General features: G+C 62.3%; 12 protein-coding genes. 7 read left to right on the top strand and 5 right to left on the bottom strand.

Annotated elements, in window-relative coordinates; all coding sequences use genetic code 11:
• Positions 1-21: 21 nt before the first annotated feature.
• The 4 genes from LDN70_RS02395 to LDN70_RS02380 all read right to left on the bottom strand — a co-directional run bounded on the left by LDN70_RS02395 (position 22) and on the right by LDN70_RS02380 (position 4,727).
• Entirely contained in the window at positions 22-1,416 is a 1,395-nt protein-coding gene (locus LDN70_RS02395) for a cryptochrome/photolyase family protein (RefSeq protein WP_223941612.1), read from the bottom strand.
• Between the two features lie 93 nt (positions 1,417-1,509).
• The gene (locus LDN70_RS02390) at positions 1,510-1,848 is read right to left on the bottom strand and encodes a hypothetical protein (RefSeq protein WP_142936891.1); all 339 of its coding nucleotides are present in this window, start codon (positions 1,846-1,848) and stop codon (positions 1,510-1,512) included.
• 171 nt (positions 1,849-2,019) lie between these two features.
• Positions 2,020-3,429, bottom strand: a complete 1,410-nt coding sequence (locus tag LDN70_RS02385) for a ferredoxin reductase (RefSeq protein ID WP_223941611.1) — start codon at positions 3,427-3,429, stop codon at positions 2,020-2,022.
• On the bottom strand, positions 3,426-4,727 hold the full coding sequence (locus tag LDN70_RS02380; protein ID WP_142936893.1) for an aromatic ring-hydroxylating oxygenase subunit alpha: 1,302 nt from the start codon (positions 4,725-4,727) through the stop codon (positions 3,426-3,428). The genes LDN70_RS02385 and LDN70_RS02380 overlap by 4 nt, the downstream gene beginning before the upstream one ends.
• Before the next feature lie 162 nt (positions 4,728-4,889).
• Here LDN70_RS02380 and LDN70_RS02375 point away from each other — a divergent pair, with 162 nt between their 5' ends.
• Entirely contained in the window at positions 4,890-5,822 is a 933-nt protein-coding gene (locus LDN70_RS02375) for a LysR family transcriptional regulator (RefSeq protein WP_166841191.1), read from the top strand.
• 28 nt (positions 5,823-5,850) lie between these two features.
• Here the strand turns inward: LDN70_RS02375 and LDN70_RS02370 are convergent, their stop codons facing one another.
• Positions 5,851-6,531: a GntR family transcriptional regulator gene (locus tag LDN70_RS02370; protein WP_223941610.1), complete on the bottom strand. Its 681-nt coding sequence runs from the start codon at positions 6,529-6,531 to the stop codon at positions 5,851-5,853.
• A gap of 117 nt (positions 6,532-6,648) precedes the next feature.
• On the opposite strand from LDN70_RS02370, the gene purU reads away from it, so the two are divergent.
• The 6 genes from purU to fdhA all read left to right on the top strand — a co-directional run bounded on the left by purU (position 6,649) and on the right by fdhA (position 15,345).
• Positions 6,649-7,563 carry a formyltetrahydrofolate deformylase gene (purU, locus tag LDN70_RS02365; RefSeq protein ID WP_223941609.1) on the top strand — a complete coding sequence of 305 codons (915 nt, stop codon included), beginning with the start codon at positions 6,649-6,651 and terminating at the stop codon, positions 7,561-7,563.
• A gap of 57 nt (positions 7,564-7,620) precedes the next feature.
• Positions 7,621-10,113 carry a GcvT family protein gene (locus tag LDN70_RS02360; RefSeq protein WP_223941608.1) on the top strand — a complete coding sequence of 831 codons (2,493 nt, stop codon included), beginning with the start codon at positions 7,621-7,623 and terminating at the stop codon, positions 10,111-10,113.
• A gap of 3 nt (positions 10,114-10,116) precedes the next feature.
• Complete coding sequence (locus LDN70_RS02355) at positions 10,117-10,743, top strand: cyclodeaminase/cyclohydrolase family protein (RefSeq protein ID WP_223941607.1); 627 nt, start codon at positions 10,117-10,119, stop codon at positions 10,741-10,743.
• Positions 10,740-11,639, top strand: a complete 900-nt coding sequence (locus LDN70_RS02350) for a bifunctional 5,10-methylenetetrahydrofolate dehydrogenase/5,10-methenyltetrahydrofolate cyclohydrolase (RefSeq protein WP_223941606.1) — start codon at positions 10,740-10,742, stop codon at positions 11,637-11,639. The genes LDN70_RS02355 and LDN70_RS02350 overlap by 4 nt, the downstream gene beginning before the upstream one ends.
• A 10-nt stretch (positions 11,640-11,649) precedes the next feature.
• Positions 11,650-13,968 (top strand): FdhF/YdeP family oxidoreductase, encoded by a 2,319-nt coding sequence (locus LDN70_RS02345; RefSeq protein WP_223941605.1) that lies wholly within the window; start codon positions 11,650-11,652, stop codon positions 13,966-13,968.
• 159 nt (positions 13,969-14,127) lie between these two features.
• On the top strand, positions 14,128-15,345 hold the full coding sequence (gene fdhA / locus LDN70_RS02340; RefSeq protein ID WP_166841187.1) for a formaldehyde dehydrogenase, glutathione-independent: 1,218 nt from the start codon (positions 14,128-14,130) through the stop codon (positions 15,343-15,345).
• Positions 15,346-15,413: the final 68 nt, after the last annotated feature.

Here is a 15,413-nt window from a genome sequence, read left to right as displayed (position 1 = left end):
CTACTAATTTCCAGAGGGGTACTAGTGGACCTCCCTCATCTCCTTGTACGCCTCCAGCGCTTCGGCCCGCGTGGTTTTGAGGTCCACGATTTCCTCTGCGTACTCCGGTGTCCCGAACTCCGGAATCCAGCGGGCGATGTACTTCCCTTGAGGATCGAATTTGACGCGCTGAGCCTCCGGATTGAAGATCCTGAAGAACGGTGAAGCATCCGCGCCGGAGCCGGCTACCCACTGCCAGTTGGCGGGATTCGATGCAGGATCCGCATCCACCAGGGTGTCCCAGAACCACTGCTCCCCCAGCTGCCAATGGATGCCGAGGTTCTTCACCAGGAAGCTGGCGGCAACCATGCGGACGCGGTTGTGCATCCAGCCCGTATGCCACAGCTGCCGCTGCCCCGCGTCCACCATGGGGAAACCGGTGCGGCCCTGCTGCCAGGCCCGGAACTCCTCGGGTGCCGACTCGTGGCCGGGATGCTTGTTACTGCCATTTTTGTCGCTACCCGGCCACGCCCACGGGAAGCGATCAAACTCAGTGCGAAGGTTGGCCGTTGCCAACTCCGGGTTGTGGAAGTACTGGTGCCAGCAGAACTCACGCCAGCCCAACTCGGAAGCATAAATAGAGGCGCTTTCGGAGCGTCTGGACCCCAGGGCATGCCACACCTCGAACGGGCTGAGCTCACCCCAGCGAAGGTAGGGCGAGAGACAACTGCTGCCATCGGTATCGGGGCGGTTGCGGCCCTCGCTGTAGTTGGACAGGCCGTCATCCACGAACTTGGCGAGCCGCTTGTGCCCGGCAGCAGCTCCCGGCGTCCACATCTCGGCCAGCCCACCTGACCAGTCCGGCGTTGTGGGCAGCAGATGCCACGAATCCAGCTGCTCGTAGGCGGGCAGCTTTCCCGTGAATCCGTGGCCCGCTTGGGGGACAGCCAAGGGCTCGCGGAAATCCTGCGCAGAAACGGTCCGCCAGAAAGGGGTAAAGACCTTGTACTGTCCGCCTGTTTTGGTGGTGACTTCCCACGGCTCATGAAGAAGGGAGGCCTGGAAACTCGAGACGTGCAGTCCCGCCTCGCCCGCCCAAGCCTTAATGCCGGCGTCCACCGTCCGCTCAGCGGAACCGTACCGCCGGTTCCAGTACAGCCCGCCGGCACCAATCGCCGTCGTGGTCTTCTGCACGATGTCCGCCGCCGGGCCACGGCGGAGGAGTAATGGAACACCGAGCTTGTCCAGCTCCTCACGGAGGCTGGTCAGCGAGTGGTGGAGCCACCACCGCGAGGCCCCGCCGTGAGGGCGGATGCCCGGCGATTCTTCGTCAAGGACGTAGAGGGCAACGGCCGCACCGTCGTCGACGGCGGCACGCAAGGCCGGGTTGTCGGCGACCCGCAGATCGTCGCGAAACCAAACAATGGACGGCTTCATGAGTACCTTTCAGCGAAAACCCTGGGAAACAGGAACAGCCCATGCCCCCTAAGAAATCCTAGGGGCATGGGCTGAGAGCTCGCTGGTATGAAATCAGGCGATGGATGCCAAGGCTTGCTGGCGGATCTCGGAAACCGGGATGTCGGTGGCAGTTTCGGTCCACATCGGGACACTATTTACCACGTAGTCCCTGGCGGCCGGCCCAACCATGGTCATGCCCGGGTAAATCCGCCGGCCATTTTCCTTTACGGGCTTGTGGCCCTCGAGTTCCAGAGCGGTCTTGAAGGCGGAGTCGGGAATGGGGATTTTGCGTCCGAGGACGCACCAGCTGATGTACAAGCCATAGAACGTGTCAAAGTCCAAGCCGTTGTCAGTGTCGTCCTCAAACACCACACAGTCGCGAATAAAGCTACCAATTTGGGTGTCGGTCATTACGGGGCCTCCGGCGTCGGAAGAAATATCGGGCCGCCGGTCTGCATCAGCGAATGTCCTGTTCCCTCACTATAGACCCGTTCCGGGGGTCTGAACGAGGAAATGAGGTTAACTCTGGGTTGCACACGGCCAAATGCCCGTGCTAATGCGGGAAAACAGGGATGATTAGGACTAAGCGTCAATCACCATATCGGTCCGCGCGGTGGAGCAGCAGGGAAGGAACTTGCCTGCATCAATCTCACGTGCCCGGATTCCGCCTTGGTGGTTCATCTCCACTTCACCCGAAAGTTTCACCACCTTGCAGGAGCCACACATGCCCTCTTTGCAGTTGGCACCGATCCTGACGCCGGCACGCTGGGCAGGGCCCAGGATGTGCTCAGTGGGATCCACGCGCACGTTGATCCCCGTGCGCATGAAGGACAAGGTGAGGCTTCCCGTGCCTACTGTCTCGAAACTCGAAGCATCGGGAGTTGAGACCTCCGCCCCCGCATCCGAACCGTCGTCAGAAGCTTCAGGTGCATCCGGGTCAACCGTTTCCAGCGGCATCCCCGTGGCCTGCAGGGTCCCCTCGGCGTCGTAGCCGGGCTCGTAGAGCCCGAACGCTGCGGGCTGGCCCTCATAGTAGTCCTCCGCGGAATCCGCGATTTCCTCTGCGATCTCCTCAGCAATGTCCACCGCAAGGGCCAGCTCTGCCTGATACTCAAGGATGGTCTGGCGGTCCCCGGTGAAGAACTCCATATGGATGGAGGTGTCATCCACTCCCACGTTCCCCAACAGTTCGGTGGCCGTGTTCAGGTAGCCCTCGGGGCCACATGCGTAGACCTGCCGCCCGTTGGCGTCCGGCGCAACCTCGTTCAGCATGGCCGCCGTCAGCCGTCCGCTCAGCCCTTCCCAATCCGCGGGTTTGGCGCGGTCGCCCAAGGAGTAGAAGACCCTAATGCGCGAGTCCACCGAGGCGATGTAGGCGAGCTCCTTATTAAAGGCAAAACCCTCGTCCGCCGCCCCGTGGTACAGCACAACCACATCGGCCTGTCCGGGCAGCGAGTGGATGGTCCGCACCATGGACATGATCGGCGTGATGCCGGCGCCGGCGGCCAGCAGGAGGTAGCGTGCCCGCCGGTCAGCGTCGGGCAGGTGGAAGGCACCCACGGGTCCCAACATCTCAAGGACAGTGCCGGGCTTGATGTTCTGGTGCACCCACGGCGAAACCAGTCCTGTGGGATCGCGTTTGACCGTGATGTCGAAAGTCCACGGCTTGGTGGGTGCGCTGGACAACGAGTAGCTTCGGTCCGCCGGATCCTGGTCCTCGCCGTTCACGGGGAAGGCAACGTTCACGTACTGGCCGGCCCGGAACGCCAGGGGCGCACCGTCGCAGCGGCGGAACACGAAAGTCATCATTCCACCCACTTCGGGAACGATTTCCACGCATTCGGCCATGAACTCCTGCGGATGCCAGGGACCCAGGGCGCGGGCTGCGCTGGCGGGTCCCTCGGTGCTGCCCATCACCCTGTTCCACGGCATTTCAAGACCGCGAATGCGATGTGGCTCCTGGACGATGGTCTCAGTGAGGAGTTCGGTCATGCCAGGTGCTCCTGGACACGCTGCACGTACCAGTTGATGAATGCCTCCACCTGGTATTCGCTCTTCATGTACGGGCCGGGCTCGTAGGCAGGGCTGCCGGCTCCGGTCTGGCACAGTTCCACGAACGCTTTGTCCTGCAGGTTGGTCTGCTTCCAGGTGTAGGTGAGTTTCTCCAGGTCGTAGTCCACGCCTTCCACTGCGTCGTCAGCTACCAGCCAGGTGGTGCGAACCAAGGACTGGTGTTCGTTGATGGGGAAGACACCGAACGTGATGACGTGATCGCTCTGGAAGTGGAACCAGCTGTTGGGCTGCAGGTGCATCGAGCAGCGGCCAAGGCGGAAGTCCGGCAGATCACCAAGCAGTTTCTTGGAAAGCCTGCGCCCGTCGGCCGAGAACGATTCGCCCTCACCGTCGAGGGATTCACGTGAAATACGGATTCCTGCAATGCGGGTGTCCAGCTCCTCCACCACCTCGTAGGGAAGGCCATAGCGGCGGCAACGCTCCTCAAGCGAGGATTGTGCTTCCTTGTTGCGGTCCCACACTTCCTCGAGGTGGGCCGGGATCAGGCCCTCCGTCAGTCCCCACGTGGGAAACAGCGAACAGGCGAGCTCCGGGTGGCCGTCGCAGTGGTAGCACTCACGGTTGTTCTCCATGACGAGCTTCCAGTTGCCCTCCTCGATGATGTTCTGCTGGTAGGCAATCTTCGTCTTGGACAGATCGTGGGGCGCAAGGTACGGCTCAAAGATCCTTGAGGTTTCGTCAAAATCGGTGGGCGGCTCATCGGCAATGCAGACGAAGATGAGCCCGGCAACCTCGCGGCCGTGTGCCCGCTTCAGGGCGAAGCAATTCTTGTCGAACTTGGCCTCGCCGGGAGCGGAGGCATGGATCAGGTTGCCCTCGGGGGAATAGGTCCAGGAGTGGTAGCCGCACACCAGGTTTCCAGTGGCCCCTGCAGCCTCGGTGAGGACCCGTGCGCCGCGGTGGCGGCAGACGTTGTGCAGGACGTTCACGCCGCCGTCGTCATTGCGCAGAACGATCAGGGAGTAAGGACCGTAGTCAACCGTGATGTAGTCGCCCGGCTCCGGTAGCTCGGCGACGCTGCCGGCAAAGATCCAGTGCTGGCCAAAAATGGCTTCCATGTCCATCTTGAAGATCGTGGCATCGGTGTAGAAGGGCGCGTCGAGGGAATAACCCTTGCGCCGGAACTCGAACAACGCGCTGATCTCTGCCAGCTGCTCTGCAGGCAAAGAAGAGGCGAGTTTTCCGCGTGAGTTGAGGGGCAAGACTGGAGCAGACATATGTTTTCCTCCCGGGAGGCGTGGGTCAGAGTGTGTTTCGTGGGGAGCACTGCTGCTTGGGGGGCGAGCGGCGATGTCGAAAACCTTGTAATCATGAGATTAGGGATCATTGAACCACAACAAAAGCGCAAGATTCAGAAGATAACCGTGCACAATAGGTGCATGATCGATGCGAGGCTCATCACACTCCGGGTGTTTGCCCGCTGCGGCACCATTGGCGCCACCGCGGAGCTCACCGGATACTCTCCTTCCGCCGTCTCCGCTCAGCTGCGGGAGCTCCAGCGCATGCTGGGAATGCAGCTACTGACCAAGGACGGCCGGGGCGTGCGGCTGACCGCCACGGGCCGCTTTCTGGTGGCCGGTTCGGACACCCTCATTGCCGAATGGGAGAGCCTGCGCGCAGCGGCGATGGAGGCCGGCGATCAGGTGCAGTCACGTTTTGGGCTCGGCGGCTTCTCGACGGCGGCCGCCCAGTTGCTGGCGCCGCTGGCCGCCACCCTTCGCTCCACGCGTCCCCTGCTGGAGGTGCAGGTGCTGGAAGCAAATCCGGCCCGCTGCTTCGATTTGCTGGTGGCCGAGCGAATAGACCTTGCAGTGATTGTTGCCATGCAGTCAGACACCTACGTGGAGGACGATCCCCGGTTCGAACAGACCGTCTTGCTGGACGATCCCCTGGACGTCATCATTCCCGGTACCCACCGGCTGGCATCACGGGAAACTGTGACCCTTGAAGAACTGGCTGCAGAACCATGGATCACAGAAGCCGCCGGATCCACGTACCACGCCCTCTTTACAGCGGCCTTTACGGCTGTAGGTGTAACACCGCGAGTAGCTCATGAGGCCGTTGAATGGGAAACCCAAATCGCTTTCGTGGGCGCAGGGCTGGGCGTTGGCCTGCTGCCGCGACTCGCACCCCTGCATAATGCCGAGAACGTGGTCCGGCTACGCATTACCGGTAAAGGCAAGCCCGCACGCCGAATTGTGGCAGCGGTGCGCAGGGGCAGCATCGCGTCGCCTTTGATCCAGGAATCGCTGGGCATCCTGCAGGAGAGCGCACAGAGGATCCTCACGGCCCGGCCGGAAGACGACCGCTGACAATCCGGCGCGAGGCTGCAGACGGTAACTACGCCGCGAAAAGGGCCTGACGTACAGCATGCTCAAAGCCACTGACGTGCACGCGGGCCAGCTCTGCAGCCTTGTCCTCTTCACCGTCAAGGACAGCCTTCAGCAGATCCAGGTGCTCACGCACGTGGTGCTCAAGATCCGGCAAACGATCCAGGACCATGCACCAGATCCGGGTTGCCAGATTGTCGTAGCGAATCAGGATGTCTTCGAGGTGCGGGTTCGCGGCCGCCGCGTAGATTCCCCGGTGAACGCTGGCGTCGAGCCGCAAAGTTTCGACCACCGACGCAGCATCGACGTCAAAGTCCTCCACTGCGCGCATCACTTCACGAAGATGTTCTTTGGTGGCAGCGGATGCAACGCGAGCCGCCCTCGCAGCAGCGAGGGGTTCCAATTGTGCCCGGATCTCGGAAATAAAGGCCAGGTCAGTCACATCCACGCGCGTGGCAAACGTCCCCCGCCTTGGATAGGTAATCACCAGCCGGTCCAGCTCCAGGCGTTTCAATGCTTCCCGCACCGGAGTCCGACCTACCTCCAGGTCTTTGGCCAGCTGATCGTCGTTGAGGAGGTCGCCGGGCTTGATGTCCAACATCAGGAGCCGGTCCCGGAGGCGTTCATAGGCGATGTCGGCCAGGGATTTCTTCGTGTCGTCACCGGCGATTGCCAGAGTTCCAAAAGTCACGGCGCCTTCTCCTTCCAACCAAAAGAAATCTATTGACCTGCCTGAATGACCAGTATACGCTGAATCCAATCCTAATATATCAGTTCGGGACTCAGGAATATATCTAAAGGAGGCGACATGACCCTCATGGCGACAGACTCACCCGTAAGCACACTGCCCAAGCCGGAAGCGCTCAAAGACGAGCAGGCACAGAAGTTCGTACTCACATTGTCGTGCGTCGAACGGGCCGGGATCGTTCAGGCAGTCACCACCTTCCTGTTCGAGCGCGGTTTCAACATTGAAGAACACCAGCAGTTCGACGACGGCCTCCGCCAGACGCTGCACCTGCGGACCGCTTTCTCCGGACCACTGTCCTACTCGCCGGAGCGGCTCGAAGAAGAATTTTGCGCAATTGCCGACCGCTTCGAGATGAAGTTCAGCTTCCACGACCAAACCAAGAAGCGGGTCCTGGTGATGGTGTCCAAGTTCGGGCACTGCCTGAACGATCTCATCTTCCGTTGGCGGGGCGGCAGCCTCGGCGGTGACCTGGTGGTGGTTGCCTCAAACCATGAGACCCACCGCGCCATGGCAGAAGCCGCCGGCCTGCCCTTCGTCTACATTCCCGTCACGCCTGACACCAAGGCTGAAGCCGAGCAGCAGCTCCTGGACCTGGTGGAGGAGTACAACGTGGACCTCGTAGTACTGGCTCGCTACATGCAGGTACTCTCGGACGACTTGTGCCGCGCCCTCGAGGGACGCGCCATCAACATCCACCACTCCTTCCTGCCGGGATTCAAGGGCGCCCGCCCCTACCACCAGGCCTACGACCGTGGCGTGAAGCTGGTGGGTGCAACCGCCCACTACGTCACCGCGGACCTGGACGAGGGACCCATCATCGAGCAGGAAGTCATCCGCGTCGATCACAGCTACGGCCCCACCACCCTCTCCACCGTGGGCCAGGACGCCGAAGCCCTGGCGTTGTCCCGCGCCGTGAAGTGGCATTGCGAACACCGCGTGCTGCTGGACCAGACCAGCACAGTGGTTTTCCGCTAAACCACGCCCCAGAACACCAGCAGACTCACCCCTTTTTAACTTCAGCAGGAGAACCCCATGGCATCCACGCCTCGCATTGTCATCATTGGAGCTGGGATTGTTGGCACCAACCTCGCCGACGAACTGGTCACCCGCGGTTGGAACAACATCACTGTCCTGGACCAAGGACCCCTGAACATGCCCGGTGGCTCCACGTCCCACGCACCGGGCCTGGTTTTCCAGACCAACCCGTCCAAGTCCATGGCACTGTTCGCCAAGTACACGGTGGAAAAGCTCCTGTCCCTCACGGAGGATGGCCAGAGCTGCTTCAACCAGGTGGGTGGACTGGAAGTAGCCACCACGGAGACCCGCCTGGCTGACCTGAAGCGCAAGCTCGGCTACGCACTGTCATGGGGCATCGACGGCAAGATCCTCTCCCGCGAGGAGTGCAAGGCGCTCTACCCGCTGATCAACGAGGAAGACATCCTCGGTGGCCTGCACGTCCCCACCGATGGCCTGGCGCTTGCAGCCCGTGCCGTGCAGCTGCTGATCAAGCGCACCGAAGCTGCCGGGGTGAAGTACATCGGCAACACCGAGGTCACCGGAATTGAGCAGACCAACCGCCGCGTGACCGGCGTCGAAACCGCCGACGGCGTGATCCCCGCGGACATCGTGGTTTCCTGCGCCGGTTTCTGGGGCGCCAAGGTGGGCGAGCTGATCGGAATGTCCGTTCCGCTCCTCCCGCTGGCTCACCAGTATGTAAAAACGACGCCGGTTCCCGCCCAGAAGGGCAAGAACGAACTGCCCAACGGCGCCCAGCTGCCCATCCTGCGTCACCAGGACCAGGACCTTTACTACCGCGAGCACGGCGAGCGCTACGGCATTGGCTCTTACGCTCACCGCCCCATGCCCGTGGACCTTGACGAGCTGGGTAGCTACGAGCCCAGCAGCATCAGCGAACACAATATGCCCTCCCGCCTGGACTTCACGCTGGAGGACTTCCTTCCTGCGTGGGAGGCCACCAAGCAGATCCTGCCGGCACTGCGCGAAAGTGAAATCGAGGATGGTTTCAACGGCATCTTCTCCTTCACCCCGGACGGTGGCTCACTGGTGGGCGAGTCCAAGGAAGTGGACGGGTTCTTCGTTGCAGAGGCCGTGTGGGTGACCCACTCCGCCGGCATTGCCCGCGCTGTGGCCGAACTGCTGGTGGACGGAAAGTCTCAGATTGATCTGGGAGACTGCGACATCCACCGTTTCGAAGAGGTTCAGCTGACCCCCGAATATGTCAGCGAAACGTCCCAGCAGAACTTCGTGGAAATCTACGATGTGATGCATCCGCTCCAGCCCAAGCTCTCCCCCCGCAATCTTCGCGTCAGCCCCTTCCACGCCCGCCACAAGCAGCTGGGCGGCTACTTCCTGGAAGGCGCCGGCTGGGAACGTCCGTACTGGTTCGAAGCCAACGCTGAACTCCTCAAGGAAATGCCGGACGATTGGCAGCCCCCGGCCCGTGACGCCTGGTCCGGAATGTTCAGCTCGCCCATTGCCGCAGCTGAAGCCTGGAAAACCCGCACAGCCGTTGCCATGTATGACATGACGCCACTGAAGCGCCTCGAGATCTCCGGCCCGGGAGCCGTGAAGTTGCTACAGGAACTGACCACCGGTGACATGTCCAAGAAGCCCGGCGCGGTCACGTACACGCTCCTTCTGGACGAGGCCGGCGGCATTCGAAGTGACATCACGGTGGCCCGCCTCAGCGAAGACACCTTCCAGCTGGGCGCCAACGGCAACATGGACACCGCCTACTTCGAGCGGGCAGCACGGCACCAAACGGAGAACGGCGACGCCGGCGACTGGGTCCAGGTGCGTGACACCACTGGCGGCACCTGCTGCATCGGCCTGTGGGGTCCGTTGGCCCGCGACCTCATCAGCACCGTCAGCAGCGACGACTTCAGCAACGACGGCCTGAAGTACTTCCGTTCCAAGAAGGTCACCATCGGAGGGGTCACCGTCACTGCGATGCGCCTTTCCTACGTGGGCGAACTCGGCTGGGAGCTCTACACCAGCGCAGACAACGGGCAGCGCCTCTGGGACGCCCTGTGGAAGGCCGGCCAGCCGTTCGGCGTCATTGCCGCAGGCCGTGCCGCGTTCAGCTCGCTGCGACTGGAAAAGGGCTACCGTTCCTGGGGCTCGGACATGACCACCGAGCACGATCCTTACGAAGCGGGCCTCGGGTTTGCCGTAAAAATGACCAAGGAAAACTTCGTCGGTAAGGCCGCTTTGGAAGGCCGCACCGAGGAAGGCTCAGCCCGCCGCTTGCGCTGCTTGACCGTCGACGACGGCAGGAGCCTGGTGCTGGGCAAGGAACCGGTGTTCTACAAGGACCAGGCCGTGGGTTATGTGACCAGCGCCGCCTACGGCTACTCGGTCCGCAAGCCGATCGCCTACGCCTACCTGCCCTCTGCAGTGTCCTTGGGGGACTCCGTGGAAATCGAATACTTCGGCCGCCGCATCCAGGCAACCGTCACCGAAGATCCGCTGTACGACCCCACCATGAGCCGGCTCCGGGGCTAATCCATGATCAGTTCAGAAGCCATCAACGATTACCTCTCCAGGCTTGCCTCACGCCAGCCCACCCCCGGTGGGGGCGCGGCCGCAGCCCTGCATGCCGCCCAAGGTGCCGCTTTGGTAGCCATGGTGGCCAGATACACCACCGGCGCAAAGTATGAGGAACACGCCGCTCTGGTCAACCGGATCACCAGCGCCGCCGACCACCTGATGGTGGAGTCCTTGCGCCTGGCGGACGCCGATGAGCACGCTTTCCAGTCCGTCATCGACTCCTACAAGCTCGCGTCAGACAGCGATGAACTTAAGGCAATAAAGTCTGCTGCCATCCAGGAAGCGCTGGTCCAGGCGGCCCACACTCCCGCGCAGTTGATCAACGTTGCCGGTGAAGTGGTGGACCTTGCCACCGAACTCTTTGATGTGGCCAACCCCAACGTCATCAGCGACGTCGCGGCTGCCGCGGACGCAGCACGCGCAGCTGCAACCACGGCCCGGGTCAACATCGACATCAACGTCGTGGCCATTAAACACGGCCAAGCCCGCTCCCGCCTGGCAGAACAGACGGACGGGATTGAGGAAAAGGTGGTGCTGGCGGCAGATGCCTTGGCGAAGCGCGTCCGCGAAAGGATCCTCTCATGACCGCAGTGCAAGGGAACACCGAAGTACTTTCCGGCAAGCCGCTCGCTGCCCTCATCCAGCAGCGGGCCCAGCAGGAGTCAACCCTCCTGGACGATGAGGGCCTCCACCCGGTGCTGGCTGTTGTTGTGGCAACGGACGATGAGTCCACACACTGGTACGTTCGGTCCATTGAACGTGCAGCCGGGCGGGCAGGCATCGGCTGCAGGATAGTCGATCTTGGCCACGACGCCACCGAGCAGGTCCTGGCCAATGTCCTTACGGACCTCAGCGCCGAACCCACCGTTCACGGCATCATCCTGCAGACTCCCCTGCCCGCTGCCGTGCGACCTGACCGGCTGGTGGGGCTCATCGCCCCGGATAAAGATATCGACGGCGCCAATCCCCTCAGTCTCGGTCGCTTGGCTGTGGGACAGCCCGCCTTCGCCCCCGCTACCGCCCGGGCAGTGGTGGAACTGCTGGACCACTTCCAGATCCCGGTAGCGGGACGGAACGTGGCCGTCGTCGGGCGTTCCGCCGTGGTGGGCAAGCCGCTGTCTTTGCTGCTCCTCGCGAAAGACGCGACCGTCACCGTCTGCCATTCCAAATCCGGGGCGCTGGAACACTACACCCGGCCCGCCGACGTCGTGGTTGTTGCTGCTGGGCGGACCGGGCTCTTGACCGGGAATCACGTCTCGGAGAAGACTGTGGTGATCGACGTCGGCACGAACGTCCTGGCCGACGGTTCCCTGGTGGGAGACGTTGACGAGGCCAGTGTCACCGGCGTGGCGGCCGGGCTGAGTCCGGTCCCGGGCGGGGTGGGATCAGTGACCACCGCGCTCCTGCTCCTGCACACTGTGGAAGCCGCCCGGCAGCAGTCCCACAGCGGGTTGCTGGCCGCTTCCACTTCCCGGATCTGAAGGGGTTCCCATGCATTCCAAAGCTCCACGCGAGAACATTGACGAGTCAAAGCTGACCGTCACCAAACCCAAGACCAAGGCCGTTGGCATCCCAGCTGTTGCCAACGCCCTGAAAATTTCGCTGGAACAGATGGGACCGCTGCGAAGCGTTCAGACCCTTCTAGCTGTGAATCAGCTGGACGGGTTCGACTGCATGGGATGCGCCTGGCCCGAGCATGAAAAGCGTAATGCGGCAGAGTTCTGCGAGAACGGCGCCAAGGCAGTGGCTGAGGAAGGCACCCGCCGCCGCGTCACGCCGGAGTTCTTTGCCCACCATTCCGTTGCTGAGCTCAAAACCCGCGATGATTTCTGGCTGGGCCAGCAAGGCCGGATCACCCACCCGATGTTCCTCGATGAAGGCGCTACTCACTACAGGACCATTGAGTGGGAAGATGCCTATGACCTCATGGCCGAAGAGTTGCGGGCCATGGAACACCCGGACGAAGCGGTTTTCTACACCTCCGGCCGGACCTCCAATGAAGCCGCGTTCGTGTACCAGCTCTTGGTTCGCGGCCTGGGCACCAACAACCTCCCGGACTGCTCCAACATGTGCCACGAATCCTCCGGCTCCGCACTGGTGGAAACCATTGGCATCGGCAAGGGTTCCGTCAGCCTGACGGACCTGGAGACGGCGTCACTGATCTTCGTCGCTGGACAGAACCCCGGCACCAACCACCCGCGCATGCTCAGCGCCTTGGAAAAGGCCAAGAAGAACGGCGCGATCATCGTGTCCGTCAACCCGCTTCCCGAAGCCGGGCTCCTGCACTTTGAAAACCCCCAGCACCTGGCCGGAATGATTCAAGGGACCCAGCTGACGGACGACTTCCTGCAGATCCGTGCCGGTGGAGACCAAGCCCTGTTCCAAGGACTGGGCAAATACCTTCTGGAGGCCGAAGCTGCGGGACGGAACACTCCGGGCCTGGACACCGTGCTGGATCACCACTTCATCAACAACCACACCGTGGGTCTCGATGACTACCTGCGCTACCTGGAGAAGGTGGAGTGGGATGACATTGTGGAGGCAACCGGCCTGACCCTGGAGCAGATCCATGCGACGGGTGAGCGCTTGCTCGCCTCCAGCGCCACCATCGTGTGCTGGGCCATGGGACTGACCCAGCACAAACATTCCGTCCCCACCCTCCGCGATGTGGTCAACGTTCTCCTGCTCCAGGGCAATATCGGCAAGCCCGGCGCCGGCGTGTGCCCCGTGCGCGGGCACTCGAACGTTCAAGGCGACCGCACCATGGGCATCTTCGAGAAGATGCCTCCGACGTTCCATGACCGGCTGGACCAGGAATTCGGGTTCCGCTCTCCCCGGGAGCATGGCTACGACACCGTGGCAGCCATCCGCGCCATGCGCGACGGGAAAGTCCGTTTCTTCATGGGGATGGGCGGCAACTTCGTGCGGGCCGCCCCCGATTCAGAGGTTACCGAGCAGGCCCTGGCCAACACTGGCCTGAGCGTGCAGATCTCCACCAAGCTGAATCACTCACACCTGTCCACGGGTCGGCGGGCTTTGATCCTGCCCACCCTCGGCCGCACCGAGAAGGACACGCAACGCACGGGCGACCAGCGGGTCACCGTGGAGGACTCCATGAGCGCCGTCCACGCCTCACGGGGACGCCTCAAACCTGCAAGCGACCACCTCCACTCGGAAGTGGCGATCGTCTGCAATCTCGCGGACAGGTTGTTTACGGACGGTCACGGGCACCTGCCCAACACGCCCCAGGCATCCTGGCTGGCCATGCGGGACGACTACACCCTGATCCGGAAGCACATTGAGGCCGTCTTCGATGGTTTTGAGGACTTTGAAGCACGCATCCAGCACCCCGGCGGCTTCGTGCTGCCACACCCACCGCGCGACGCCAGGAAGTTCCACACCGCATCCGGGAAAGCACACTTCACGGGCAACGAGCTGGAGTTCATCAAGATCCCGCCCGGCCGGCTGGTCCTGCAGACCCTGCGCTCACATGACCAGTACAACACCACCATCTACGGCAAGGACGACCGCTACCGCGGCATCCATGGTGGCCGGCGCGTGGTGCTCATCAACGCCGACGACATCACCGAGCTGGGATTCTCCGACGGCGACATGGTCCACCTGATTTCCGAGTTCCAAGGGACGGACCGGCGGGCCGAGAACTTCCGCATCGTGTCCTATTCGACGCCGAAAGGGTGCGCCGCCGCCTACTACCCGGAAACAAACGTCCTGGTGCCCTTGGATTCCGTGGCCGATACCAGTGGAACACCCACCTCGAAGTCGGTGATCATCCGGCTGGAGAAAGCGTAGATCCAGAGCAGATTTTCCACTTGTCAGTTTTTTACCCGTCCGGTGGGCCGTAATTGGTGCTTCGGTGCCTGAAACCTGGGGAGGTATTTCCTCATCGAAGCACCGTTTTCGGTCCATTGGGCAGCAATGTCAGTAACAGCCAAAGAATAGGGAGTGACCATGTCAGGAAACAGAGCAGTCGCCTACAAGGAACCCGGTGTCGTTGAGATCATCGACACTGACTACCCAACGTTTGAGCTCAAAGACGGACCAGGCGTCAACCCTGCCAACGTCGGAAGGAAAGTACCGCACGGCGCGATCCTCCGGACGGTGACCACCAACATCTGCGGTTCGGACCAGCACATGGTCCGCGGCCGCACCACGGCTCCGAAGGACCTGGTCCTCGGCCACGAAATCACCGGCGAGGTGGTGGAGGTGGGACCCGACGTCGAGTTCATCAAGGTAGGCGACATCGTCTCCGTGCCGTTCAACATCTCCTGTGGCCGCTGCCGGAACTGTAAGGAACAGAAGACCGGCATTTGCCTCAACGTCAACCCCGACCGCCCCGGCAGCGCCTACGGCTACGTTGACATGGGCGGATGGGTAGGCGGACAAGCAGAGTTCGTGCTGGTTCCCTACGCTGACTGGAACCTGCTGCGCTTCCCGGACCGCGATCAGGCCCTGGAAAAGATCATGGACTTGACCATGCTCTCGGACATTTTCCCCACCGGCTTCCACGGCGCGGTTACTGCCGGCGTGGGCGTAGGATCCACGGTTTACATCGCTGGTGCCGGGCCTGTGGGCCTTGCCGCCGCCGTCGGCGCCCAGTTGCTTGGCGCCGCCGTCGTGATTGTGGGCGACATGAACGAGGACCGGCTGGCGCAGGCGCGATCCTTCGGCTGCGAAACCGTCAACGTCTCCAACGGCGATCCCAAGGAGCAGATCGCACAGATCCTTGGAGTTCCGGAAGTGGATTGCGGCGTGGACGCTGTTGGTTTCGAAGCCCGCGGCCACGGCAAGGATGCCTCCCACGAGGCTCCGGCGACCGTGCTGAACTCCCTCATGGACATCACCGCCGCCGGCGGCTCCCTGGGCATCCCGGGCCTCTACGTCACTGGCGATCCGGGTGGAATCGACGAGGCAGCCAAGCACGGCTCCCTCTCACTGTCCCTCGGTACCGGCTGGGCAAAGTCCCTGTCCTTCACCACCGGCCAGTGCCCCGTCATGAAGTACAACCGCCAGCTGATGATGGCCATCCTCCATGACAAGGTCCAGATCGCCAAGGCCGTCAACGCCAAGGCCATCCCGCTCGAGGACGCTCCGCGCGGCTACGCCGAGTTCGACGCCGGATCGGCAACAAAGTTCGTGCTGAACCCCAACGGCTACGTGAAGGGTTAATACAGTACGCATCAACTGATACCGGGGACTGCGCGGCACGCATTACGGGAAGGCCGTGCAGTCCCCGG

The sequence above is a fragment of the Arthrobacter sp. StoSoilB22 genome, assembly GCF_019977315.1.
In the GTDB taxonomy this organism is placed as follows: Bacteria; Actinomycetota; Actinomycetes; order Actinomycetales; family Micrococcaceae; genus Arthrobacter.
Note: the sequence above shows the minus strand (reverse complement) of the source record. Positions and strands in the feature narration are given on the sequence as shown.